The sequence below is a fragment of the Paenibacillus sp. GCM10012306 genome (assembly GCF_042649265.1).
Classification (GTDB): domain Bacteria; phylum Bacillota; class Bacilli; order Paenibacillales; family Paenibacillaceae; genus Paenibacillus_AQ.
On sequence record NZ_JBHRYW010000003.1, the window covers coordinates 574,596 to 599,236 of the forward strand.

General features: G+C 44.4%; 28 protein-coding genes. 19 read left to right on the top strand and 9 right to left on the bottom strand.

Features of this window, described 5'->3' with window-relative positions; translation table 11 throughout:
- Window positions 1–60 precede the first annotated feature (60 nt).
- The 11 genes from ACFORK_RS09930 (at window position 61) to ACFORK_RS09980 (ending at window position 8,728) form a co-directional block, all read left to right on the top strand.
- Complete coding sequence (locus tag ACFORK_RS09930; protein ID WP_379198183.1) at window positions 61–477, top strand: nuclear transport factor 2 family protein; 417 nt, start codon at window positions 61–63, stop codon at window positions 475–477.
- Between the two features lie 43 nt (window positions 478–520).
- Window positions 521–814 carry a DsbA family oxidoreductase gene (locus ACFORK_RS09935; protein WP_379198185.1) on the top strand — a complete coding sequence of 98 codons (294 nt, stop codon included), beginning with the start codon at window positions 521–523 and terminating at the stop codon, window positions 812–814.
- Between the two features lie 373 nt (window positions 815–1,187).
- Entirely contained in the window at window positions 1,188–1,856 is a 669-nt protein-coding gene (locus tag ACFORK_RS09940) for an NAD(P)H-binding protein (RefSeq protein ID WP_379198187.1), read from the top strand.
- Between the two features lie 229 nt (window positions 1,857–2,085).
- Window positions 2,086–2,463, top strand: a complete 378-nt coding sequence (locus tag ACFORK_RS09945) for a response regulator (RefSeq protein ID WP_379198189.1) — start codon at window positions 2,086–2,088, stop codon at window positions 2,461–2,463.
- Between the two features lie 65 nt (window positions 2,464–2,528).
- A complete protein-coding gene (locus ACFORK_RS09950) occupies window positions 2,529–3,287 on the top strand; it encodes a class I SAM-dependent DNA methyltransferase (RefSeq protein WP_379198191.1) in 759 nt (252 codons plus the stop codon).
- A 289-nt stretch (window positions 3,288–3,576) separates the two neighbouring features.
- Complete coding sequence (locus ACFORK_RS09955; RefSeq protein WP_379198193.1) at window positions 3,577–5,064, top strand: AMP-binding protein; 1,488 nt, start codon at window positions 3,577–3,579, stop codon at window positions 5,062–5,064.
- Window positions 5,061–6,212, top strand: coding sequence for a thiolase family protein (locus ACFORK_RS09960; protein ID WP_379198195.1), 1,152 nt, complete (start codon window positions 5,061–5,063; stop codon window positions 6,210–6,212). The genes ACFORK_RS09955 and ACFORK_RS09960 overlap by 4 nt, the downstream gene beginning before the upstream one ends.
- Window positions 6,209–6,586, top strand: coding sequence for an FAS1-like dehydratase domain-containing protein (locus tag ACFORK_RS09965; RefSeq protein WP_379198197.1), 378 nt, complete (start codon window positions 6,209–6,211; stop codon window positions 6,584–6,586). The genes ACFORK_RS09960 and ACFORK_RS09965 overlap by 4 nt, the downstream gene beginning before the upstream one ends.
- Window positions 6,586–6,957 carry a MaoC family dehydratase gene (locus ACFORK_RS09970; RefSeq protein WP_379198199.1) on the top strand — a complete coding sequence of 124 codons (372 nt, stop codon included), beginning with the start codon at window positions 6,586–6,588 and terminating at the stop codon, window positions 6,955–6,957. Before ACFORK_RS09965 ends, ACFORK_RS09970 begins: the two co-directional genes overlap by 1 nt.
- Complete coding sequence (locus ACFORK_RS09975) at window positions 6,954–7,772, top strand: SDR family NAD(P)-dependent oxidoreductase (protein WP_379198201.1); 819 nt, start codon at window positions 6,954–6,956, stop codon at window positions 7,770–7,772. The genes ACFORK_RS09970 and ACFORK_RS09975 overlap by 4 nt, the downstream gene beginning before the upstream one ends.
- Window positions 7,769–8,728, top strand: a complete 960-nt coding sequence (locus tag ACFORK_RS09980) for an NAD(P)H-dependent flavin oxidoreductase (RefSeq protein WP_379198203.1) — start codon at window positions 7,769–7,771, stop codon at window positions 8,726–8,728. Before ACFORK_RS09975 ends, ACFORK_RS09980 begins: the two co-directional genes overlap by 4 nt.
- A 148-nt stretch (window positions 8,729–8,876) precedes the next feature.
- On the opposite strand, the gene ACFORK_RS09985 is transcribed toward ACFORK_RS09980, so the two are convergent.
- The 3 genes from ACFORK_RS09985 to ACFORK_RS09995 all read right to left on the bottom strand — a co-directional run bounded on the left by ACFORK_RS09985 (window position 8,877) and on the right by ACFORK_RS09995 (window position 11,966).
- Window positions 8,877–9,617 (bottom strand): YheC/YheD family protein, encoded by a 741-nt coding sequence (locus ACFORK_RS09985; protein WP_379198205.1) that lies wholly within the window; start codon window positions 9,615–9,617, stop codon window positions 8,877–8,879.
- Between the two features lie 413 nt (window positions 9,618–10,030).
- Window positions 10,031–11,290 (bottom strand): sensor histidine kinase, encoded by a 1,260-nt coding sequence (locus ACFORK_RS09990; protein WP_379198207.1) that lies wholly within the window; start codon window positions 11,288–11,290, stop codon window positions 10,031–10,033.
- Window positions 11,280–11,966, bottom strand: a complete 687-nt coding sequence (locus ACFORK_RS09995) for a response regulator transcription factor (protein ID WP_379198209.1) — start codon at window positions 11,964–11,966, stop codon at window positions 11,280–11,282. Before ACFORK_RS09995 ends, ACFORK_RS09990 begins: the two co-directional genes overlap by 11 nt.
- A gap of 145 nt (window positions 11,967–12,111) precedes the next feature.
- On the opposite strand from ACFORK_RS09995, the gene ACFORK_RS10000 reads away from it, so the two are divergent.
- From ACFORK_RS10000 to ACFORK_RS10020, 5 genes are all read left to right on the top strand, one after another.
- A complete protein-coding gene (locus ACFORK_RS10000) occupies window positions 12,112–12,546 on the top strand; it encodes an FMN-binding protein (protein WP_379198211.1) in 435 nt (144 codons plus the stop codon).
- A 73-nt stretch (window positions 12,547–12,619) separates the two neighbouring features.
- Window positions 12,620–13,444 carry an FAD:protein FMN transferase gene (locus ACFORK_RS10005; protein WP_379198596.1) on the top strand — a complete coding sequence of 275 codons (825 nt, stop codon included), beginning with the start codon at window positions 12,620–12,622 and terminating at the stop codon, window positions 13,442–13,444.
- 1 nt (window position 13,445) lies between these two features.
- Window positions 13,446–14,276: an RnfABCDGE type electron transport complex subunit D gene (locus ACFORK_RS10010; protein ID WP_379198213.1), complete on the top strand. Its 831-nt coding sequence runs from the start codon at window positions 13,446–13,448 to the stop codon at window positions 14,274–14,276.
- A gap of 45 nt (window positions 14,277–14,321) precedes the next feature.
- The gene (locus tag ACFORK_RS10015; protein WP_379198598.1) at window positions 14,322–14,789 is read left to right on the top strand and encodes a DUF2231 domain-containing protein; all 468 of its coding nucleotides are present in this window, start codon (window positions 14,322–14,324) and stop codon (window positions 14,787–14,789) included.
- Window positions 14,790–14,937: 148 nt separating this feature from the next.
- On the top strand, window positions 14,938–15,381 hold the full coding sequence (locus ACFORK_RS10020; RefSeq protein WP_379198600.1) for a ferritin-like domain-containing protein: 444 nt from the start codon (window positions 14,938–14,940) through the stop codon (window positions 15,379–15,381).
- A gap of 14 nt (window positions 15,382–15,395) precedes the next feature.
- On the opposite strand, the gene ACFORK_RS10025 is transcribed toward ACFORK_RS10020, so the two are convergent.
- A complete protein-coding gene (locus tag ACFORK_RS10025; protein ID WP_379198215.1) occupies window positions 15,396–16,505 on the bottom strand; it encodes a glycosyltransferase family 4 protein in 1,110 nt (369 codons plus the stop codon).
- A gap of 616 nt (window positions 16,506–17,121) precedes the next feature.
- Between ACFORK_RS10025 and ACFORK_RS10030 the strand changes: the two genes are divergently transcribed.
- Both ACFORK_RS10030 and ACFORK_RS10035 read left to right on the top strand, forming a co-directional pair.
- Complete coding sequence (locus ACFORK_RS10030; RefSeq protein ID WP_379198217.1) at window positions 17,122–18,141, top strand: 3-oxoacyl-[acyl-carrier-protein] synthase III C-terminal domain-containing protein; 1,020 nt, start codon at window positions 17,122–17,124, stop codon at window positions 18,139–18,141.
- A gap of 68 nt (window positions 18,142–18,209) precedes the next feature.
- On the top strand, window positions 18,210–18,611 hold the full coding sequence (locus ACFORK_RS10035; protein ID WP_379198219.1) for a hypothetical protein: 402 nt from the start codon (window positions 18,210–18,212) through the stop codon (window positions 18,609–18,611).
- 278 nt (window positions 18,612–18,889) lie between these two features.
- Here the strand turns inward: ACFORK_RS10035 and ACFORK_RS10040 are convergent, their stop codons facing one another.
- Window positions 18,890–20,203 carry an amidohydrolase family protein gene (locus ACFORK_RS10040; protein WP_379198221.1) on the bottom strand — a complete coding sequence of 438 codons (1,314 nt, stop codon included), beginning with the start codon at window positions 20,201–20,203 and terminating at the stop codon, window positions 18,890–18,892.
- Window positions 20,204–20,359: 156 nt separating this feature from the next.
- On the opposite strand from ACFORK_RS10040, the gene ACFORK_RS10045 reads away from it, so the two are divergent.
- Window positions 20,360–20,788 carry a MarR family winged helix-turn-helix transcriptional regulator gene (locus ACFORK_RS10045; protein ID WP_379198223.1) on the top strand — a complete coding sequence of 143 codons (429 nt, stop codon included), beginning with the start codon at window positions 20,360–20,362 and terminating at the stop codon, window positions 20,786–20,788.
- 146 nt (window positions 20,789–20,934) lie between these two features.
- Here ACFORK_RS10045 and ACFORK_RS10050 read toward each other — a convergent pair whose 3' ends face one another.
- From ACFORK_RS10050 to ACFORK_RS10065, 4 genes are all read right to left on the bottom strand, one after another.
- A complete protein-coding gene (locus tag ACFORK_RS10050) occupies window positions 20,935–21,963 on the bottom strand; it encodes a CocE/NonD family hydrolase (protein WP_379198602.1) in 1,029 nt (342 codons plus the stop codon).
- A 115-nt stretch (window positions 21,964–22,078) separates the two neighbouring features.
- Window positions 22,079–22,804, bottom strand: a complete 726-nt coding sequence (locus ACFORK_RS10055) for an SDR family oxidoreductase (protein ID WP_379198225.1) — start codon at window positions 22,802–22,804, stop codon at window positions 22,079–22,081.
- 47 nt (window positions 22,805–22,851) lie between these two features.
- Complete coding sequence (locus ACFORK_RS10060) at window positions 22,852–23,499, bottom strand: SDR family NAD(P)-dependent oxidoreductase (protein WP_379198227.1); 648 nt, start codon at window positions 23,497–23,499, stop codon at window positions 22,852–22,854.
- Between the two features lie 52 nt (window positions 23,500–23,551).
- Complete coding sequence (locus ACFORK_RS10065; RefSeq protein WP_379198229.1) at window positions 23,552–24,565, bottom strand: zinc-dependent alcohol dehydrogenase family protein; 1,014 nt, start codon at window positions 24,563–24,565, stop codon at window positions 23,552–23,554.
- Window positions 24,566–24,641: the final 76 nt, after the last annotated feature.

Genomic DNA, 24,641 nt, shown 5'->3' on the forward strand with positions numbered 1-24,641 from the left:
TATACTTTAGTTAGAGTTCTTAATTGAACTCAGCACACTAAGTGAAAAGGGGAAAACAATATGAACGCAACAGAGATCGTCGTAAAACTTTTTGAAGCAGAAAACAATCAGGATGTACAAGCCATGGCTGCACTTATGGCTGACGATATCGCATATGAAACGCCTTTTGCCCTGCCAGGAGTACCAAATCGTGTGGAGGGAAAAGAAGCCTTAGTACAGATGCTGGATCAGTTTATCGGTAAAGAACAAGGAATGTATTCTTCGTGGAATATTTTCAATGTTAAGGTGTATCCTGCTGGCGAACCGGATTTGTTTTTTGCTGAAATGGATGGAAACGGAGTTGTGGCTCAGAGTGGCCATTCATACGAACAATCCTATATTAGCTTGTTGCGCATAACAGACGGTCGTGTCAGCCTCTGGCGTGAGTACTTTAATCCTATCCACCTGAAGAATGCACTCGCTTCTCTTCAAGCTTAATATGAAAGTGCCGGGATTATGGTATCGTAATTGAACAGCCGATTTGATTGCTAAAGCTTACTTCGAAGACGGGCTTGATATTGGTAATATCAATGTATTATTGCAAATTGCCGGTGACGCCGGATTGGACCAAGTTGACATAAAGAGAAGGTTACTGAACAAAGAAGGGGTTTCAGAAATAAATGAAGATGTAAGGTTTGCACAAAAAGCAGGCATACGGTCGATTCCATATTTTATTATCAATGATCGATATGCGATCCAGAGTCCTCAGTCTGCCGACACCTTCCTGCAAGCTTTTCAACAAATTCAAACTCAGGAAGTGAAAAAGCAGGATTAAAATATAAGCTTTGATAACGGGCTATGATTCTACCATATTTTCATATCGTGTTACCATTATATAAGGACATCCACAAAAGAGAGTGTGGGTGTCCCTTTTTTGTGGAAAATAGAGCGTGGCGGTTAATTAAAAATCTAATTTTTTATGACGGTAGTATTCTGTATGATTTTTAAAAGGATTTAAAAGATGATCAATTGACATTAAGTGAACGATCATTTATTATTCATTTATGAGAAAAAGGAACATCTTCTCTTTAAAACTTACTTAAAACTACAAGGTACGCCGAGTAATGTTGCGTTCATATTAACGTTTAAAAATATAATGATGATGGAAAAATAATATAATATTGTTTTTTAAAAGAAAGGGTGTCCGTATGAAAGTAATCTTATATGGTGCAACAGGTATGATAGGACAGATAGCATTAAGAGAATGTCTATTAGATCCAGAGGTTGAGCAGGTCGTGGCAATTGTTCGTAAGCCAACGGAAAAACAGCACCCTAAATATCAAGAAATTGTGTTACCAGACATCTCAGACCTCTCTTCCGTAAAGGAAAAAGTGACGGGGTTTGATGCATGTTTATATCTGATTGGTGTTTCCTCGACGGGTATGTCGGAGGCTGAATATACACGTATCACCTATGAAATGACGATAAAGGCTGCTAAGCAATTAGTGCAACTAAATCCGAATATGAAAATCATCTATGTTTCTGGAATGGGAACAGATAGCACAGAGCAAGGAAAAGAGATGTGGGCACGAGTAGAAGGGAAAACGGAAAACACATTACTGAGTATGCCATTTGAAGCTGCCTACATGTTACGTCCAGCTGCAATTTTGCCTATGAATGGTGAACGTTCAAAAACAACTCAGTATCGTATACTATACAATTTAATGAAACCATTAAATCCGTTGTTAAAACGCATGAAGTCGGTAGTAACTTCTGAACAATTAGGTCAGGTCATTTTACATTTAGCTAAAAAAGGAACAACAAAAGAAGTTCTGGAAAGAGAACAACTAAAAGAACTAGCAGTATCGATTCAATAAGACTTGTGAAGATGTCAGAAGACAAAAACATAGTCCCATAAGAACCCGCGCCTAGCGCGGGTTTTTAATTTTGAGGAATCAGTTTGGTCAAAGTGTCAACAAATTAACGTACGATATTGATATAATCATAACCAATTTTGAAAGAAAGAACGCAATATTTATACTATTCTCAAAGTAAGGAAAGAAGGATGTGAGTGTAGGGAAGTGACGGACAGGAGGGGTTGCGAAAATGAACATTCTAATTATTGATAATGATCCCATAATTAGAAAAGGTATGATCCGTACCCTATTTAATCTTTATTTAGAGCATAACCTGTATGAAGCGGCTTCCGCGAATGAAGCTTTGATGATTATGGAGAAGGACAACATACATATCGTACTTACAGATATCACTATGCCAGGAATGGACGGGCTGACATTCATTGAAGCTTACCGCAACAGGTTTCCAGATACTCAATGGGTAGTAGTATCGGCGCTAAGCGGATATATCCACGTTAGAAGAGCGATGAAGCTCGGTGTCAAGGATTACTTATTAAAACCTTGTGATGAAGCATTGCTGTCTGAAGTATTAGATAAGCTACTTTATGTAAGGTTCGATAAAAATTGATTATAACTATTTAGCACCAAACGAAATATCAATAAAATGATAAAATTATAACGTTATAACAAGAAATGAAAGTGGGAATCGCGTTGATTGAACATAGCAATCTCGAAGAATATCAAGATCCGGTAAATTACGATCTTGAATTTGACGGTGAAATAGACAAATATCAGTTCTATCTTGAGCTTGCTAGATCGAGTCCTGGAGAAGTATTAGAACTTGCTTGTGGTACTGGTTTAACAACGATACCCCTGTCGAAAGCCGGCATAACGATGACCGGTGTAGATATCTCTTCAACGATGCTCGCATATGCGCGTTTGAAGTCAGAAGGGTTGACTGTTACTTTTATGGAAGGCGATGCCCGTACGTTCAAATCAGACAAGCGATTTTCGATGATTTATTTGACTGGTAATGCATTCCAGGCATTTTTAAGTGATCAAGATCAGATCGATTTGCTCACGACCGTTCACAAGCATTTACAACCCCATAGTATTTTTGCATTCGAGACCCGCAATCCGGAGGGAACGGATTTATCCGATCAAGGGGAGACAGAATGGGGAGCATTTATTGATAAGGATGGGAATTACGTCAAGGTATCAGGCACACAATGTTACGATGCTACCCAGCATATCATGCATTGGGTCACGATGCGTGATTGGGGGTATAAGCGAACAACTTCCAGAATTGCTTGTCGTTTCACGGATCAGGATACGCTGCATTCTTTATTAACTCGTCACGGCTTTCGTGTCGAACATCAATATGCTGACTGGAATAAAACGCCGTTCTCTCCGTCATCTTCATCTATTATTAGCGTTTGTAGGAAATGTTAGGAGAGACGTAAAGCATTGCAATAGAAAATTGAAAGTCGCTATTATAGCGGCTTTTTTTATTTCAAAAAAGCACGTTCATGTATATAAAGAGGTGGATTCTATTGTAAACCTTTCATTTGTTACGGGTTGACAATTATGAATCAAGAAGAATATAATGCATCTGCATCCATAATATCAGAACTCATGGCGAAAAGTAGCCAAGTGTAATTCCGCCAATTCCATTAGGCTTTATTGAAGGTACGGTGCGAGAGCTCGTAAGGTAAATTTCTTTAAGTAGGTGAAAATTGTAATGAATCTACTAACTTTTCTACTAAGTCATTCTTCACGAATACCCGATCGGGTTGCCATCAGCCACGACCGGGGCAGTCTTACCTATTCGGCATTGGCAGAGCGGGTCCAGAGAATTGCTAATGGTCTGAAGCGACACGGTCATAGCAACCGGAAAGTAGCGATCTTGACTGGCAATCGAGTGGAGTTTGTGGAGATTTTTCTAGGGGCTGTCTACGCCGGGTATGTACCTTTACCTTTGGATCCCAAGTGGAGTTCTAATGAAACAAACGCCGTGTTACGGCAATGTGAACCGGATATTATTTTTACAGAAGATTCTTATGCTCAACATATTCATTTGTCTAGCGGGCAAGCTGGTCAAGTTGAAATCATTACTTTATCTCAAGATAACTCGGGGACTTATGATCAATGGGTAGCCTCTTTCCCGCCGGGAGCAGAACTGAACGCCAGTAATGAATTGCTGTTCATCGGCTTTACTTCAGGAACTACAGGTGTTCCGAAGGGATATATGCGAACTCCGCTCTCTTGGCTAACAAGCTTTGAAGCCGCGAAGGAAGCATTCCAACTCGATATGCAGCATTGTATGGCCCCTGGACCCCTTGTGAACTCGTTGTCGTTGTTTGCCTTGATGCAAAGCCTTTACTTCGGTGCGACCTTTCATCTCGTCGAGCAGTTTCAAGCGAATAAGGTGCTGGAGCTATGTATGGCTGTTCCTGATATGATCTTGTTTGTCGTCCCAACGATGATTGAATCTCTTCTGCAACAGGCTGATTCCCGAAGAACGTCTATCCAAGCCCTCATCAGCGGAGGCGGAAAGTGGTCAGAGCAGTCGAAGCAACAGTGTCAGGAAGTGTTTGGACCGTCCAAGCTGTATGAATACTATGGCTCTTCTGAGGCGAGTTATATCAGCTACATGGACATTAATGAGGCGAAGAGACCTGACTCTGTGGGGCGGACTTTTCCTGGTGTTGAAATATCGATTCGCGATGATCATTTTCAGGAGGTTCCTACCGGAGAGGTGGGCCAGCTTTACGTTCGAAGCAGTATGATGTTCTTGGGGTATTATCAGTTAAGCGAAGAGACTTCAGCGGTATTTCGAGAGGGATGGCTTATGACTGGGGATTACATGTCAGTCGATCTTGACGGGTATTTATATTTGGCAGGTCGTTCTCAAAATAAGATGGTCAGCGGCGGCCTGAATGTTTTTCCTGAAGAAGTGGAGACGGTATTGCAGCAGCTTCCCGCTGTTCAGGAGGTTATGGTATTGGGAATGCCGGACGAGCACTGGGGGGATAAGGTAACCGCAGTTGTTCAATGGCGTGAAGATCAACGCTTAAGCCTGAATGAAGTGAAGGAACACTGTCGGGGCTATTTGGCCAACTACAAGGCTCCCAAGCAGCTCATTACCGTGGATCAATTCATCTATACAAGCAGCGGTAAAATAGCGCGTCAGCAGATGAAAGAATATGTGAAAGAGGTGATGAAATGACAGAGGTTGTAATGGTCATGGCTAAACGTACGCCTATAGGGAAAATTGGCGGTCAATTCAGTACGCTGGAGCCTGAGCTTTTGATAGCACCGTTAATTCGCCATATCATTGCAGAGACACAAGTGCCCCCGGAGTGGATTGATGACGTGATCCTCGGTAATGTTGTAGGACCTGGGGGGAATATTGCACGGGTTACTGCTCTGGAAGCAGGGCTTCCCGTTACAGTGCCGGGTCTGACGATTGACCGCCAATGCGGTTCGGGACTGGAAGCTATTCATCTCGCTGCCCGTTTTATTCAGAGTGGGGCCGGAGAAGTTTACCTGGCGGGCGGGGTTGAGAGTACAAGCCGGGCACCGTGGAAAATGTTCAAGCCTGAAGTGCTTACAGGTACACCTCGGCTGTATACACGAGCTCCTTTTACACCAAGTAGTTATGGTGATCCTGATATGGGCGTGGCAGCAGAGAATGTTGCCCGTAAATACGGAATTTCCAGAGAAGATCAAGACCTGTACGCCTTGAAAAGTCATCAGAAGGCCGTTCACGCACAACAAACAGGCAGATTTCTGCAGGAAATTGTGCCTCTTCAAGTGAACGGCCACTGGGTTACAGAAGATGAATGTCCAAGGCCGGATACCAGCATGGAGAAACTGCAAAAGTTAACGCCTGTCTTTATGGAAGAGGGCACCGTAACCGCCGGCAATGCATGTCCCATGAATGATGGAGCTGCTCTTGTACTGCTCATGTCACGAGAAAAGTGCGAACAGCTCAACCTGCGACCTGTATTACGCTTCGTAGATGCACAGACCGCTGGTGTCGATCCCCATTATTTAGGGATTGGACCTGTCCCAGCTGTACATAACTTGCTAAGCCGCCAGCAGCTCAGAATCACCGATTTGGACCTTGTAGAATTCAATGAAGCTTTTGCTTCCCAAGTTCTAGCGTCGCTGGGAGAGCTGCAAATTCCGCAGGACAAGGTTAATCCTGGAGGTGGGGCGCTAGCGTTAGGACATCCTTATGGAGCATCGGGCGCTATTCTGATGACTCGCCTTTTCGCTGAGATGCTGCAAAATCCCTTTAAGCGGGGGATCGCTACATTAGGGATTGGCGGAGGAATGGGGCTTGCCGTATTAGTGGAGGCGGCCAAATGAACAGCATTCGATTCCAGGTTCATCTTACTGAGGATGCTATTGTTCAATATGCAAACTGCATTGAAGCACCCTTGCAACGGATGGGCGGCGTTTTGATCGCACCCTCTACCATGCCGATCACATTCTGGAAAATATCTGACGCCCCATGGCTGGATATGCCTGGACCGCTGATTCACGGGAAACAACAATTTCATTATGAGGCGCCGCTGACAGCAGGCATGGAATTGGATTGCGATCTATCTTTAACCAAGGTGGAGAAAAAGCACGGTCGTCAGGGCATTATGGTTTTTTACACACATGCTCTGACCTGTACATGCGCTGGTAAACATATCGTTACCGTGGAAACTGTGTTGATCTCAGTAGGTGACCAATGATGAGAAAACAAATGTTGAGAAAACGAATTACGGCAACAGCCATTCGGAAGTATGCAGATCTCACCGGAGATCGGGCACCGATTCACCTTCAGGACGAAGCAGCAAAACAAGCCGGGCATCAAGCTCCGATTGCCCATGGGATGTATCTGATGGGACTGGCACAGTCTATCTATTTGGCAGAACATCCCACCCATTGGATTCAGTCCTATTGCATGAAGTTTCACAAGCCGCTCATTCAGAATACAATGGCATACTTTGGATATGAAGCTTGTAACGATGAAATTCAGGTCACGATTACGGTAGAAGAAGAAAAGGGGGAAGTCATCGCTACAGGTGTTTTCTCCGTGAAGGAGGGGATCTGCTCACCATGAGAACAGTATTGGTTACCGGAGCAAGCAGGGGGATTGGTCGCAGCATCGCAATGGAGCTCGGGCGCGGCGGCTATCAGGTTGCGGTTAATGGTTTACATGAAGAGCGGATAAGCTCTGTCGTGGAGGCCATTCGTCAAGCGGGAGGTGTAGCCGAGGGTTACTGTGCGAATGTTGCGGACCCTACAGCGGTGACGGTGATGATGGAGGCTGTTGCGGCACGTTTTGGTGCCATAGATGTCTTGATTCATAATGCGGGTCACTTGCAAGATCGCAAATGCGAGCAGATGACAGATCAAGAATGGACATCCGTTCTGGATGTTCATTTGAGTGGGGCCTTCTACAGTATTCAGCGAGCCCTCCCTTTCATGAAGCCACATGGGGGTGACATTCTGCTGATGACTTCAACAGCGGGATTAATGGGCTCTGTGGGTCAAGTCAATTATAGCGCATCGAAAGCTGGTATGCTCGGGATGGTGTGGACACTCGCAGAGGAGCTACGACGAGAGCAGATACGGATCAATGCGGTTGCTCCTGCGGCCTTGACTGATATGACACGCCCGGTTATTGAATATTTAAAAGAAAAACACGCTAAACGCAACGAGCCGTTACCGGCATTCTGGCAGGTTGGCGAAGCGGAGGATATCGCTCGGTTTGTGAGCGTGCTTTTGCAGCAGCAGGATCCGAATCTGACCGGAGAGGTCTTTGGAGTTAACGGTTCTCAAGTAACCCGCTGGCAGAAGCCGCAGCCTGTCATGACCGTCAATGGAGCAGAGGCTTTCTTTGCAGCATGGAATCATCAGGAGGAATCACAATGAATTGGAGTACACGGTTGACTGATTTGCTTCAAATCAAGTTTCCGATTATTCAAGGCGGGCTTGCTTATTTAGCTTATTCTGATCTTGCGGCTGCTGTCTCCAATAGCGGAGGATTTGGCCAAGTTACCGCCATGAGTCTTCCAGATGCTGATGCCTTGCGAAAGGAAATCAGACGCACTCGCACTCTGACTGACAAGCCTTTTGGCGTCAATTTTGCCATCGGTATGCATCCCGGCGACATTGAGGAGCGGCTTCGAATTGCTATGGAGGAAAACGTTTCGGCGGTTACCCTTACAGGTGGTAATCCTGCACCATTTCTCCCTCTACTGCAGTCAGCAAATCTAACAACGCTCGTATTAGTCTCGTCACGCACACAGGCTCAAAAAGCCGAACAGCTTGGCGCATCCGCAGTAATCGTTGTCGGGCATGAGGGGGGAGGGCATTTAGGGCGTGATGAAGTCGGGACGATGGTTCTTGTTCCCCAGGTAGTGGATGCTGTACGAATCCCCGTTGTCGCTGCAGGCGGTATTGGCGATGGTCGAGGCTGGATGGCTGCCCTGGCCCTAGGAGCGGAAGGAATTGTAATGGGAACTCGGTTTATTGCCACTCGGGAATGTGTGCAAGCTTCCTCTTCCTATCAAAATGCTTTAGTCAAGGCGTCTTCAGCAGATACCGTTGTTATCAAACGTTCCATCGGTTTTCCTGCTAGGGTGCTGAGAACCCCTTTAACCGACAAGATTTTGGAGATTGAAAGTGAAACGAATGACTATGAGGCACTCAAGCCTTATATCAGCGGAGAAACGAATAAGCGCTGGATTTATGAAGGCATTCAAGAAGAGGGTTTCGGCTGGGCTGGTCAATCCGTTGGCTTGATTCATGATGTACCGGAAGTTTCTGAGCTGATCCAGAGGATGGTTAAAGAGGCGGAAGATGTTCGTCGCAGATGGACCTATTAATGAACCCGTAACATCATACAGAAGGGCTGCCGTATGCCACAATCAATCGGCGGCCTTTATGATTGGCAATGGCAATCGTTATCGGAACAAGTTCTTATCCCAAGTCAAGGACTTGTTCCGATTATGGATTAGATGATGATCTAAATCCTCATCCTTTATTTTTCGAGTACCTTAGTATCCTGTTGTACATCGTTTTGTTCTTCAAGGTATTAAAGATGCTCTTGTCAGGCTGGGTATTAATCTCTAAGACCCAGGGGTTCATTTTATTATCAATGGCTATATCAACTCCGAATGCTCGTTTACTTCTATATTTTTTACCAAGAACAATGCTTGCATCTTTCCCTAGTCTCTCCATTCTATGAATGTACTGCTTCCTTGATTCGTCCTTCAAATGTGATTTGAGTAAGGTATCTATAGGTAAGGGAGTTCCTCCAGAATGATAATTGGTTACTATTTTATTACGCTTCGCTTGTCTTCCAATAATCCCCGTAACCTCCAATGTTCCTTTTCCATTCTTTTGTACCATAACTCTAATATCGAACGGACGATCATTGTGTTTTAACAGTTCAATTCCTTGTTGAACAATATATTTATCCTTAATTAGAATTCTTTGAATTCGTGTATATAAGTCATTTAATGAGCTAAACATACGTGAATTCGAACCGGTATGCAAAATAAGACTACTTTTGCCTTTAGTGATTTTATATATCCCATGACCGCCTGTTCCCTCATCGGGTTTTAAGAAAACTGATTTATACAATCTCAGCATTATTTTAATGTTAGACAAAGTTGCTTTTCGGGTGTCTGGCAAGAATACGCTTATCAATTTATACTTCTTCATGAATTCGTGCTTTCCCAATTTCCCCATTCTATATTTTACCTTCTTCACACGTTCTACCTCCAATTACTTTGCAGAAGTCACTTGGATCATTTTGTAAGTGATAAAGTATTCGCTTCTATCTAAGAATTGACCGGCCTCCTTTATTCACATACATACGCTACAGACTTTACTCAGGACTGTGCGGATACCTATTTGTTTGCGTGTCATAGGCAATATCCGCCACTTTTTCTAGTGATCAATATAAAATAAACAGATGACAAAAGTGGGTAGATGAATGGCTAGCATTAGGGGATCGAAATCTTGAAGGCTTGGAAGACGAGACGGGGGACGTACACGTATGTCAAAGTCCGGGGGGACCCTGTCGACCACGAGTGCATTGCAGCGGAAGTTGGGTATCCGGAGCAAGCCAACCTTGGTTAGGCAAATGAATCTATCAAAACCAGCATGGCAGCCTTGTATTTTTACAAGACTGCCTTTTTCTTGCGAGGAAAATGTAATTCGAAACGCGTACCCATACCGGAACTGGATTCGATACGAATCGTTCCACCGTGGGCATCAACGATCCATTTGGCAATAGAAAGTCCAAGACCGGTTCCTCCGTCGATTCGGGAACGCGACTTGTCTCCGCGGTAAAAGCGATCGAACAGATAGGGGATCTCTTCCTTCGGTATACCTCTGCCTGTATCTAAAACAACAACCGATATGTGATGAGCGGAAGCTTTGCCAGTTACTTCAATTTTTCCGTTAGATGGTGTATATTTCAACGCATTATCTAGAAGGATGACAAGCAGTTGGCGGATACGACTTTCATCTCCCCAAAACTGCAACTGCTCCTGAAGCGTCACATCAATGTCAATTTCTTTAGTAACTGCGAGCAGACGGAATTGCTTCGTCAAATCCAACAATATGGTATCCAGCGACAGCAAGGAGCATTGCAGCTCAAGTTGCTTGGAATCGGACCGGGCTAGCGTCAACAAATCTTCGAGCAACTTGCCCATGCGTTTGCTTTCTTTCAGAATAACGGCAATATTGTCGCTTTCCCTTTCAATCGAATGACCGGGATGGTGGAGCAGCAGCTCAGTATGCGCGCGAATGATCGAAACCGGCGTTCGGAGCTCGTGCGACGCGTCTGCAACGAATTGTTGCTGCTTGTCCCAGGCTTTACGGATCGGTATCCATGCTCGACCTGCAAGGAAAAAACCAGCGACAATCGAGATGAGCACGCCAGAGCAAACACCGGTGATGATGTCCAACAGCAGGGAATGGAGTGTGCTCTCATCGTCCTCGAGACTGGTGAGAACTGCGAGCGATTCGATCTCTCCCCAAGGTGCTTGCGGAACTGGTGCAAGATAAACGCGGTAATGTTTCCCTCCGACATCAAGCGTTTCATAAGAAAACGAACCTTTACGATAGAAAAGACGGTCGATCTGGGCTTGTGTGAAAACATGAGACGGCGACTGACCTTCAATTCGTCCTTCGGCATCCCGGAAAATGTAGGTTAGTCGGTCATCTTGCTCCAAAAGGGGATGGTTCTGCCTTAGAATCGCTGACGCGTCGCGAGCGGAATCGACCTGCTTGGCCGCATTCCGTAGCATCTCGTCCGTTTCCGAATACAATCTATATCGCATGTGCAAATAGAGGACGGAACTGAGCACAACTAGGATGAGGAAGAGCACAGCGGCATTCAGTACAACTAACCTAATGCGGACGTTATTGAACATCATGTTCTCCTTTTAGCATGAACCCAATTCCCCGTATCGTTCGTACACACTGCTCGGATCCGGTGACGGCCAGTTTTTTGCGTAGGTGATGTATGTAAACGTCAACCGCCGAGATGCCGGCATTCGAATCGAATCCCCATATCCTATCAAATATTTGCTCACGCGTAAGAATTCGGTCTTTGTTGCAAACCATAAATTCCAACAACTCGTATTCGGTAGACGTAAGGGAGAGCGGCGTTTGTCCGATAAAAGCCTCACGCGTAGCCGGCGAAAGACGGTACTGGCCGTAAACCAAATCTCCCTCAGACCTGATCGTACCGCGTCGCCGCAGAACGGATCTCGAGCGCGCCAGAAGCTCCTCGACAGCGAACGGCTTCGTGATATAGTCGTCTGCGCCGGCATCTAATCCTACCACTCGGTCTTTGACCGCGTCTTTGGCCGTGAGCAGGATGATCGGAACCGTCTGACCATCGCTGCGCAGCTTTCTAACGATTTCGATGCCGTCCATACCTGGCAGCATGACATCGAGCACAATTAAATCATAAATTTCCTGCTGCGCCAGGAAATAGCCGTCGTCACCCGTTTCCGCCGTGTCGGTCTGGAACGATTCGCTTTCGAAAATACTGCGGATTGCGCCGAGCAAGGATGGATCGTCTTCCACCGCGAGAACTCGCATACCTTTTGTCAGCTCCCTTAAAATCTTATTTTCAAGTATTAGTTTACGTCTTGTTTTTTAAAAAAACTTTAAGCTTGCATCTTTATAATATGTCCTAAAGTGATCAAAGTGAAGATAAGAAACCTTACCCGAAGGAGGCCAAACGATGGCGAAAATGAACAAAAAGTGGGTGGCGTTGTGTTCGACGGCCATTGTTGCTGTCTATACCGCTGGTTATTGGACGACAGAGGCCGAAAAGCCGAACGAGTTGACGTCTCCGATTCCCCATGTCCAGGCGGCTAATAGCAATTCGGTATCAAGCCCGATATCCTCAAAGTATAACGACGGAACCTATACCGGAACCGGGAGCAATCGTCGCGGCACGATTCAGGTAAAGGTCGCCATCACGAACGACCAAATTACGGATGTCGAGATTAGTGACTTCGCTATGCACTATACGATCGATGATATTGCCGGAATGCCGAATGAGGTACTGCGAATTCAAACCGCAGACGTAAAAAACGTCTCCGGTGCGACCTACAGCACTCGTGCGTTCTCGGACGCCGTGCAGGATGCGTTGAACCTGGCGCTTCGATCTTGAGGGAGCTCCGATGAAAAAAACTAAATTATACATGGACACGGTTGTCCAAATCGAAGCTCACAGCGAAGACACGATGACGGGGGAAGAACTCGATTTTCAGATCGGAAGGGCGTTTGATGCCTTTCGGCAGGTTGAACAAGCGTGTAGTCGTTTCAATCCTCAAAGTGAATTGATGCAAGCATGTCGCAGGGCTGGGAAAGCGACGATAGTTAGCCCTTATTTGTTTGAACCTCTCAGATTCGCGCTGGAGATGGCAAAATGGACGGATGGTTCATTCGATCCCTCCATCGGTGTGCTACTAGAGAAGAGGGGGTTCAACCGCCATTATTTGACTGGCAAGAGGATGAACAGCGATGCTGACGACTCCGCCACTTATAGAGATATCGAGTTAGACGAAGTGAACCGCACCATATGTTTGCATAAACCGCTCATTCTGGATCTAGGCGCTACCGCCAAAGGCTTTGCCATCGACTTGGCGGCAAGCGAACTCATCGGTTGTACCGGATTCGTAGTGAACGCGGGCGGTGATTTGTATGCAGGCGGGACGGACGAACAAGGCGATAACTGGACAATCGGCATACGTGACCCGATGAAGGTAAACGGCCTCTTGCAATCGCTCTACATTTCCGGCGCCGCGGTGTGTACATCTGGTAGCTATGAAAGAAGAAGTGAGACGCTCGAGGGTGAGCATCATATCGTTCACCCCGCGACAGGGAGATCGCCGAACGAATGGATTAGTTGCAGTGTGATCGCTCCTTACGCCATGATGGCGGACGCTTTTTCTACAGCGGCGTTTGCGATGGGTGGGGAAGAAGGGGTTGCATTAATCACCGAGGCCGATCTGCAAGGCTTGATCTTGGACTCGAATTCACAAATCTTGAGGATCGGAGGAATTTAACATGAAAGCGAGTCAATGGATCAAATCACCCAAAGCTTATGTTCTTATTGCCATCACTTTATGCCTTTTGGTCATTTCCTTAGTGTCGCACAACATAAGCAGCCTCGAAAATGTAGCAATCGCGGTTGGTACTGCAGTTGTTGTTGACCTCTTTTTTTCACTCATCAAAAAGCGGAAACGCATACTGCCGGACGGCGCAGCCATTACGGGACTGATCGTTGCTCTGATTTTAAGCACGAATACTGTTTGGACCATTATTGCGAGTACTGCAGCTCTTGCGATCATCTCTAAGCATTTGCTCATTTATAAGAAAAAAACCATTTTTAATCCAGCGGCTTTTGGACTGTTCCTGTCCATTCCGATCTTTCACACGGAACAAAGCTGGTGGGGAGCCTTTGGTGACCTTTCCGGCTGGTATATGCCACTGCTGCTGATCGGCGGATACGTCGTAATCAATCGCGTAAATAAGTATCCGCAGGTGTTCGCATTCCTCATGACGACGTTCGCGATATTGCTGGCTATGGCGTACTTCCATATTGGCGACGCCTTCGACGCACTCCGGTCGCCGTTCATTAACGCAACCTTGTTCTTCAGTTTCTTCATGCTGACGGATCCTCCGACTTCACCAGCCAAGCCCGTGGGGCAAATCGTGTTCGGAATGCTTGCCGCTGTGGTCGGCACTGCCGTCTACGGGTTTTACGGCGGACTGATGTATCTGTTTATCGGTCTATTCGCCGGCAATCTATATCATTTGCTCCGGGTACGCTTCTCATCGAAAGGAGCCGTGAAGACACGTTCTCCGGAGACAAATCAGCGCCGAATGACGGTTTGATTTTGAACAATATTAAGACCAGAAAATCAAGGGGGAGATCAATTGATGAATGATATTCTGAATCACATGCATCCTATTCTTGTCCACTTTCCGATCGTACTGATTACCATCGGCTTGCTGTATGATTTGACCATATCTATCCGCCGGCGCGCACTACCACTTAATCAGGGGATATGGATTTGGATTATAGCCGCTTTATCCGCATGGCTATCTGTGGCTACTGGGCCCGAAGAAGATGCTCGTGGCAATACTTCACTCTTGGAGATCCATAGTACGCTAGCGGATGTCACAGCATGGCTTACCACCATTCTCGTAGTGATTAGGTTATTCATGATGCTTCGAGGCAAACAATCCTTTGTCAAATTCTCTCTTGTCATTTATCTAGCGTTTGCCGTCGCGTCATGCGCATTAGTTTTGGGTACGGGATATTATGGCGGCAAAATGGTCTACGATAACGGTATCGGGGTGAAGGTAAACGGAACTTTAGTTAATCCCCCGAAGGGACACGATTGATGGCTCGCTTTTAATATGACTAGATACAAGCAACTTTTCTGAATGTTAGGAACAGACATGGGCAGATGCTCATATACTTTCTATAAACTAACGTTTGGAGGAGACAAACTTGTATCAAATACCTTCTTACTGGGGAATTTCATACTATATGCGAGCCGAATTTGTACCGATCTGGAACACAGGATTTCCGGAAGCAGTACAAATGATAAAGGAAGCGGTACAAGGCGAGCGTAACGATGAGCTGTTCTACGATGAATTGATCAACCTGGCTCCCACAAAAGAACAGGTGGCCATCATCGAAAGCATTCGTAACGATGAGCGTGGCCACAATAAAATGTTCAGAGAGATGTATCGGGCTTTGACGGGACAAGAAATTTCAGGCATCAGTAATGAACAATATGAAAAGGTGCACTCCTATACAGAAGGTCTACAGCGCGCTTTGATGGGGGAGTTGGAAGCGGTAGAGCGATACCGTAACATCTGGTTTGGATTGCCTGCTGGGATCTATAAAGATACGGTGTACGGTATCATATTGGATGAGCTTAAACACGCTGCCAAATACAATTACCTGATTACGTTGAATCTCAAATAGTTTTTACCGAAAGCTTATTTCTTGGATCGAATGACTTCTTCAATCGCTTGCTTCATTAATGCCCCTGCCCGGTTCCAAGATAACTGAAGCATATCCTTTCTGCCTTGGCGTCCTTTTTGTTTGCAAAGTCCGGGATTTTGGTACGCTTTCCTCATGAGTTTTTTTAAGCTGCCCAGATTCGGCTCCGCCCATAGTTGTCCCTTTTGCGCGAACAGGTTGCTAAATTTTTTCGAGATGGCTCTGTTCATGCTGCTTGACGGGCTCCGAAGCTGGTATGGAATCAGGAACGAGTTGCTAGGAGTAAGAAAATCCATTTGCCCGCCCCAACTTGTAGTGATGACCGGTACGCCGCTCGCAAGCGCTTCTAGAAAAGGCAATCCAACCCCCTCGCCACGAGTCGGGAGGACGAAAACATCGCCGAGCGTATACAACCCTTTTAGCTGGCTTTCGCTAAGCTTTCGGCCGATAATGATAACGGGGGCCGTATCTTTTTGAATACCCAGTCTTTTTTTGTATTGCGATATTTTCGCCTGGATCCATCTTTCGTTCTCATGTGCCGCATATCCGTTTGTTTTGATCACAAGCACGACGTTATCTTTAGAGGAAAACTCTTCCCAATATGCCCGTAGCAGGCCCTCCGGATTTTTGCGATGCTGGAAGCCAAATACGGACACGAACGTAAACCTGCCTGCCGTACCCGGCAAAGACATCTTCTTATTGTTCGGATGAAACTCCTTTGTATTTACGCCATGAGGAATGATAAAAATCGGGACTTTCACGCCGCTGTTCCTTAGTGTTCTTTTATTATGCCTAGAGGGTACGCAAACGGCATCAAATTTGTTCATATGTGGAAGCCAGCCCTTGGGGAGCTTGCTTGTTTCCCAAACGGTATTCAAAATTATGAGATCATATATGCTGCGCTCTTTTTTCCATTGAATGCTGCTGGGAATGTGGTGATAGATCAGCACCTTTTTGCCTTGGGCACCGTTTTTGCGATGGCTTGGTGCTCCTATACTAACGGATATGCCCTGCCGCTTTAGTGATTGGGCATACGCTCTTGTGGCACGGCCAAGACCACTTGCTTTGTGTGCAGGTCCCTTCCAGACGACATGATAGGGTTTCATTTGAATTCCTTCTTCAAAGCTCCTGTCTCAATCGCTTGGATTAACACATCCATTGGATTTGTCATTTGCTCATCTCCATATATCTAATATATGGATTATCGTATGCCGGAGGAATGAAACCGGATGGGTGTAGTGAGCGTGAAAAACACACAAAAGTAAAGGTTTGTAACTGAAGAAGTGTGGAATAATTTAAAGGATTATTTCTCAAAAAATACTTAGATGAATATTAAGACAATATGCTACACGCAGGTGTTACAACTCCATAAACCTATAAGTACTGTGATAATAATAAAAAGTGCCACATTAGAGTGTATTCATTCTATGTGGTACTTTTTTTATTTGCCGGACAAAAAAACGCATTTCACGGGTTTATTTAATCACATGAAGTAATTGACGAATAATTACAAAAACGATATCCTAGTATAAAGGAGGGATTCCATAAATAAACAAATGAAAATTTAATATATGATCTGTATTGATGAACAGCTCTCTGTAGAATGCATCATTTGTCGACAACCAAAAACGTGAACTTGCCCCCGCAATACTTCTTCATTATCATCTCAATTGTATATTATTATATAAATAGGAATGATATACCATCAGGAGGAATTCGAAAATGACTGAAGCTCACGATAATAACAAAGGAATTCAAACTATTGCTAAAGGGGTCAAAATTAACACTGTTGCTTTCTATCAGCCCGATCATAAGGTTGATAATCAGTACTATATCGACCGTTACGATGCTTTAGGTGTCGATGTTCGAGGACTAATTAAAGCTCTCGGTAAAGATGTTCGATATATTGTTGATAATGAAGATGAGAATGCTGTAACTATGGCTATTATTGCTGCTAAATCTGCTCTGGATAAGGCAGGGCTCCTTGCTGAAGATATTGATATGATTCTTTTCGTATCTCAAACTCCTGAGTATCTTATTCCTACAAATGCTCTTAAGATTCATGCAGCTATCGGTGGTAAGCTTACAACATCCTGCTTCGACTTGAACGGTAACTGCTCTGGCATTCTTGTTGCCGTCGAACAAGCAAGTAGAAATATCATCGCTAATAACTATATTAATCGTGTACTGGTTGTAGGAGCCGACTACATTTCAACTCATAGTTTTGGGGAACCTATCTTCGATAGTAACTTTGCTGATTCCGCACTTGCTGTTATTGTTGAGCGAGCAGAAGGAACCGGGTTTATCGATTCTGAGTATCAAACAGACACATCTGTAATTGATAATGCGCTATTCCCTGCAAATGGGCTTTCCAGTTGGGGTAAACCTGAGGAGGGTCCCCGGATGAAGTTTAAAACGTTCGATACCAGCGCACCTGTGAAAATCGCTGTGTCTTCAATCGAAAGGTTGCTCGAGCGTAATGGACTGACAAAAGATGATATAGCTAGTTACTATTTATCTCAATTCGCTCCTGGCAACATCGAAGGTGTTGTCGAAGGTTTGGGCATTGATAAGGATAAAGCTCTATACATAGGCGACAAATACGGGTATACAGCAACTAACAGTCCCTTCACCGCTCTGTACGAGGCTATTGAAACTGGTAAAGTTTCTCGTGGCGACTATATTATCCTGTGGACAGTTGGTGCAGGCTGGCAGAACGTAAGCCTCCTGTTCCAGTACTAACATTTTTTTCATCATGCAGAAACAGGTTATAAAGAAAACATACACACACATCGGAGGTTATTAACATTATGACAACAGTTTTCAAAACAGATAGTGCTACGGTCTCATGGAATGAGAAAGCTAAGGCGGTTCATGTTGAATTCAACACTTATGTACATAGTGACCAACTACGTGCCATCTGTGATAAAGCTATGGAGCTTCAGCAAGAAAAGGGAGCACAACGGATGATTTCTGACAATCGCAAACTCAGCGTCATCAGTCAAGAAGATCAAAAATGGATCAGCACCGTACATAATCAACGTGTTCAGGATTCTGGTATCAAATTTGTAGCTATCATTATGCCAGAGAAGACCCTCGGAAAAATGAGCATGAAGCGCGTTGTTGCTTCCTCAGTAGCATTTGACGACATCAAAACTGTCTTTGAATCCTTCGAAAGTGTTGAAGAGGCTGAAGAGTGGTTGAATTCCTAATATCATGGATTGTAATCAGCAATGACAGTGTTCGCAACCTAAGGAGTAGACGCTCCAGTTCGAGAGATTGCGGATAAGGCGTTGCGTTTCCATGCGAACCTCTAACACCTCTCTGGCGCAACGTATGGCCATAAGCTGGAGGAGCCCGATTAAGAATATATAAAAGATCAGCGTTACCCTATAAAGTGGTAACGCTGATCTTTTATATTCGTTTACAAATACAAACCAATATTTTTATATGGTCTTTTAAGAGGAGGCCGGATATTGGAAATCGACTCTCAATAACATAATTGTTGCACACCTTTGAACCACACGGATTCAATTGACAAGGAATTCGAGATGTTAGTTGTCGGGTCCCCCTTTACTAATATAAGGTCAGCGCGTGAACCTTCGGTAATGCGGCCGCGATCACTAAGTCCAAAGCAACGGGCAGGTTTCGCGGTAGCCGACTGGAGCGCCTCAATCGGGGTAAACCCGGCCTTCACCAGTAATTGCATCTCATGGTGGACACTGGCTCCATGAGCAAGGCCGCCAAGGTTTGGAACGGGAACCGGTGCAACATCTGTCCCTACCAGAATATCAACTCCGGCACGGTGAAGGTCCATTACATTCTTAAAGCTGTTTTCCATATTTCCCTGGGGGAACGTATTGAAATTTGAGTTCAAAATATCGATCCAATCGGGACTTAATTTGGAATGAACACGTGGATCATTCGCCAATTCCGCTGCCGGATTCCCAATAATCGATGAATTCAAGACCAAGCACGGTATAACAAAAGCGCCTGATTCTGCTATGGATTTCACTAATTCGGACGTATTATCAGGTCTATCGATAAACAAGTGTCCCAAACCGTCGACTCCAAAATCGATGGCTTCTTTCGATGAAAGAGCTGTCAAGACGTGGGCAATGACCAGCTTATCCCATTTGTGAGCTTCTGTCACAGCTGTTTTTAAAATCTCGTCGCTTAGGAGAGGAAGACCAGGTGCACCCATGACTGTTCCTTCTTCAATCATGATTTTAATATAGTCGGCACCATTCTCCACTTGGGTACGCACGTGTTTAATTGCTTCCTCCAGCGTCGTCACTTGCGGGATTTCTTCGTGATCGTGAGCGTATCCAGCCAGCATCGCTTGCCGATCTTCCTCGGATAACTTCTCTAGTTCTTTTAGAATGAATTCAGGTATCTCATCTCCATCCGGCAATAATTCATCGGGATGTCCGCCCGGAGCAGTGATAGCTGTACCAGCAGAAAGAACGTCTGCAACATCATTCACATTTTTCAACTGAATCTCGCGTCCTCTTCTAGTAAAATCTCCGTTCATTTCAAGTTCTGTTGTAACGCCGAATTTTAAGGCATCTCGTAACCCCCCGATTGAAGTGTGCACATGTGCATCAATCAGACCAGGAATCAGAGTCCCATTGTTTCCATCGATAATTGTTGCATCGGCAGGGATGTCTCCGCCCACTGAAATAATAGATTCCCCTTTAATGACAATATGTCTAGGCGCAATAATTTGATCTCCATTAAAGATGCGTACATTTGTAATCGCAGTGACTTGTTCTAACACGGTATTTTGAATTGCCTTTTCCATTTAAATTCCTCCAAGTGATTTGTTTTATCAATTTGAATCGTAACTGTTAGTTACCTAACTGTCAATAAACTAATATTCATTTGACAAGCCTATAGGATCCCCTGTATAGTTTTGTTACTTACAATTAGATTGCTAACAATTATAGGAGGGACGATCATGCAATCCCGAAAGGATTCGCCTTATTTGGATTTATTTCAGATTATCGGTCTTAAGTTAAAAAAGAGAGCGGACGAGAGTATAAAAGAGTTCGGTTTAAACGCTCAGCAAGGAAAAGTAATTGATTATATATACCAAAATCAAGATAATCAGATTATTCAAAAAGACCTTGCAGATCGGTTTCATCTACGTGGGGCCAGCATTACAAGCATGCTTCAAGGTCTTGAACAAAAAGGGTTTATTGAGCGCAAAATCCCGGCCAATAATGAACGGCAAAAAAATATATATGTTATGCCAAAAGGGATTGAACTGATTAATGACTTTCAAGACTCATTCCAAAAGGTCGAAGAAGAAATCGTTCAAGTCCTTACCGAGGAGGAGAAGCAAGTCTTAATGAAGTTGTTGCTGAAAATCAATGAGCGCATATAGACAAGACTATCAATTATCGAGTATTAACACTTGCAACACGAACAATCGTCTATCCAAATTGAGTTCGCGCCTCCGTTAGCATCCTCCATTATTACCGTTTGTAGAAAAAGTCAGGAGAAACTTACTGCACTACAATAGGAAAGGCATTAACTGATGGGAATAATCACTTGGGATGACTGGCCACCGACATAAAGGGTCTGCTCCGCAATTTTAGACTCCACCTGCTCTGACCATACACCCGGATAATTGGTGTGGATCGAATATTGAGGAAAGTCTGAGGAAGCGATATCGATACGAATCCGTGAGCCCGTGCTGAATTTCCAGGTAATATCCCATAGATCAATGACAGCTTCTACCTTCGTCTGCGGAGTATAGGTCATCCGTGAAGGAGTCTGGCTGTTTCTGTAAGCCTGTGTCGTAATCCCCTTGCGAATATTGTACGCTTCTCCGTCAGGACGAACTTCTATCACCTTTGCCGTAAAGCAAATATCCTCAGCAGTGGATGATACCTGTAATTTAATTTTAATGGAGCCAAGGACCCGGATCTCTTCTGGGAGCGGCTCAGACAAGAAGCTAATAACATCGTCACGCCAACCGCATTCCGGTTGCTTAAGGCTTCCGATTTCTTTGGTTGTCTTAAGCAGCGATTCGGAGCCATGAGAGAGGATCGGCTTCTCGGGATCATAAATATACGACAATTCCGAGCCGTGTTCTTCCTCTAAGGTTATAAGTCCGTATGATTTGTCCTGTTGCTTAGCAGCGGCGGAGAAGTAGTAAGTTAACGTTTTATCGCTAGGGAAGGGATAAGAGGGTGCCTCCAGCCACTGGTTTCCACCAATTTCATAATAATGCACTTTGCCTTCAGGCCATTGTTTTTTTCGCAAAATGTTGTCAAACCAGATAAAGGCCGACTGTATATCACTGTGATTCATGTTCAAGCATTCCTTGCCCTCAACACATGGATTGAAGAAATGATTCCATGGCCCAATCTTGACTACACTATGCATCCTGCTCTCAGGAGAGAGCGCTTCATAGGTTTGTAAGGCGCTGGAGAGATGATGATCGAACCAACCTTCTCCGATATAGATAGGCCGTATGATGCGAGCCGGAACCTCCTTTAATATTTTCCAGTACCCGCTATTCCAGAACTCATCACTGGGATTGGTATGGGTAATTTGTTTAGCAGGTTACTGCATTTATAAGCAAAGGAACCAGGTTCTTATCCTTTTCTCAGGACAAGAATCTGGTTCCTTTGCTGATTTTATATTCATCTAAACCTATCGACTCGGCTTACCAAGGTAGCTTGCCGTATTCATCGAAGTAACCACCGGTCGGCCCCTCTTCAGAAATCGTGGCTAGATCAACGATAATTTTGGCGGCTTGGTCCGCCGAACGAAAACCAGCGTTTCCGGTTAAATCAGTGGACGTAGGGCCAGGTTCGACCGCGTTGAATTTCAAGGGCGTATTTTTAAATTCTTTTGCAAACATTAATGTTAATACATTTACTGCCGCCTTGGAGCTTGAGTAGGCAAGTAAATGAAAATCAGCAAATTGGGACGCAGCATCGTTCAATAACGTCAATGAGCCGACGCCGCTAGAAACATTGACTACTCTGCCGGCCAACGATTTAGTCAGCAAAGGAATCATTGCTTTCGTTACAGCAAACATACCGAAATAGTTTGTCTCGAAGGTTGCTTTCAGATCGGATAGCTCAAGCTGGCTTGGAAAAGTTCCCTGTTCTAATAAAACTCCCGCATTATTGATCAACACATCCAGTGATCCGAATTGTTCATCTATTGTACGGAATGCAGCATCAATCGTTGCTTGATCCGTCACGTCCAATACAATGTTGGAAGCGATAATACCTTCACTTTCCAGTTTCGCTGCAGCTTCCTTGCCTCTCTCGTCGCTGCGTGCACCAACCAATATCGTGAAGCCTAACGCACCCAACTGTTTTGCTGTTTCGTACCCGATCCCTTTGTTTGCTCCGGTAATCAGAACAGTCTTCTGCTGCATATAGTTTCCTCTTTCTATTTTTGGGGAAATCCATTATTAATTATGAATTAATAGATTACCTCATATTGATCACGTTTTTCGAATAGGTCCCAGTATACATTTGCGATTCGTTCTGGATCAAAATCAGTCCCAGCTTGAACGACACCTGAAATCGTAACTGTACCTACAAAAATGCCTTCCGGTGCCAATTCGGCAGCTAAAGTTAGGGCCAGATTTCGCATGGCTGCTTTTCCAATAGATAAAGAAGAATAATCTGGAGATGGGTGCAAAGCAATGCTGCCACCTGTAAACAGAATAGTTCCTTCTTTTCGTTTTCGTTGATCCGGAATTACTTGCAATGCACTTGTTAATGCACCAGCTACATCAACACTTAGATTGTTTAACAGTGTTTCTGGAGTCAACGTGGTTGGTTTACCAACAACAAGGGTAACAGCATTGTAGACCAACACATCGGTAACACCGTAAGTTTGTTTGATCTGATCAAACGCTTTTTCCAGTGATTCAACACACCCAGCATCGGCAGTTATACCATATGCTTCAATCCCTTCAGATCTTAGAGCATCAACATATGTGTTCAAAGAGTTCAAGCTACGAGAGATAAGAATAACGCGGAAGCCGTTTAATCCGAATTTTTTAGCAACGTGGTTTCCAACACCTGGTCCTGCACCAACGATTACGGCTAGTTTTTTACTCATAAGTGCCTCCTGAAATTCTATTTGTAGCATTCATAAAGAAAAAGTTTAATTCTCAGTCGAAAGAGATACAAATCTTGCCGAAATAATCTCCATTTTCTAAAAATTTAAAAGCATCAATTGCCTCTGCGAATGGGAATACACGGTCAATAACAGGTCGAAGGACATTATGTTCAATAGCACGGTTCATCGCCTCGAACATTTCACGATTACCCGTTCTAACGCCATGGATACGTACTTTTCTTGTGAAAATAGGCAACAGTGCCAGATTCTCAACTTCTTTGCCCGATAGAGCACCAATTAGATTAATTTGTCCATTGGGTCTTACCGCTTCAATTGAACGATTTAAGGTTGAACCGCTAACTTCTATAATCAGATCAGCGCCACGATTGTTTGTATACTCCAAAACGGCTTTCTCCCAATCAGGGTTTGTTTTATAGTTAATGGAATAATTTGCACCTAAAGCCTTGGCTTTCTCAAGTTTAACATCGCTGCTTGAAGTAATAATAACGTTAGCACCTGATATTTTTGCAAATTGCATTGCAAATAAGGATACACCACCGGTACCTTGAATAACGACAGTATCTCCAGCCTTAACCTTGCCGTCTTCAACTACTGCATGCCAGGCTGTAACTGCGGCGCAAGGTAATGAGGCTGCTTCCACGTAAGATAAATGCTCAGGAATTCGAACTAATCCCTCTTGGGGTAATACAACATATTCGGCAAGCATTCCATCTAATGATCCACCAAGTTCACCATCATTGTACTCAGATAACATTTCTCCAGTAATCCATTTTTGATTAAAAATTCCGGCAACGCGATCACCGATTTGAAATTTGTCTGCGCCATCTCCTAAAGCAAAAACCTCCCCGGCTCCATCTGATCCCGGAATGAAAGGAGCCATCGACTGATTATTAAAATAACCATGAAGTGCAGGGATATCTCTTGCATTAAGGGATATTGCTTTCATACGGATAAGAACTTCGCCTTTCCCTGGAGTAGGAATTTGAAGATCAACTTCTTTCAAATAATCAATTCCAAGTCCATCTTTTACAACATATGCTTTCATAGTAATCTCTCCTTTTATGATGATAGCCATTAGAATGGGATGAATAGGGCAAAGGGCAAGAAAAGCTAAATAAATC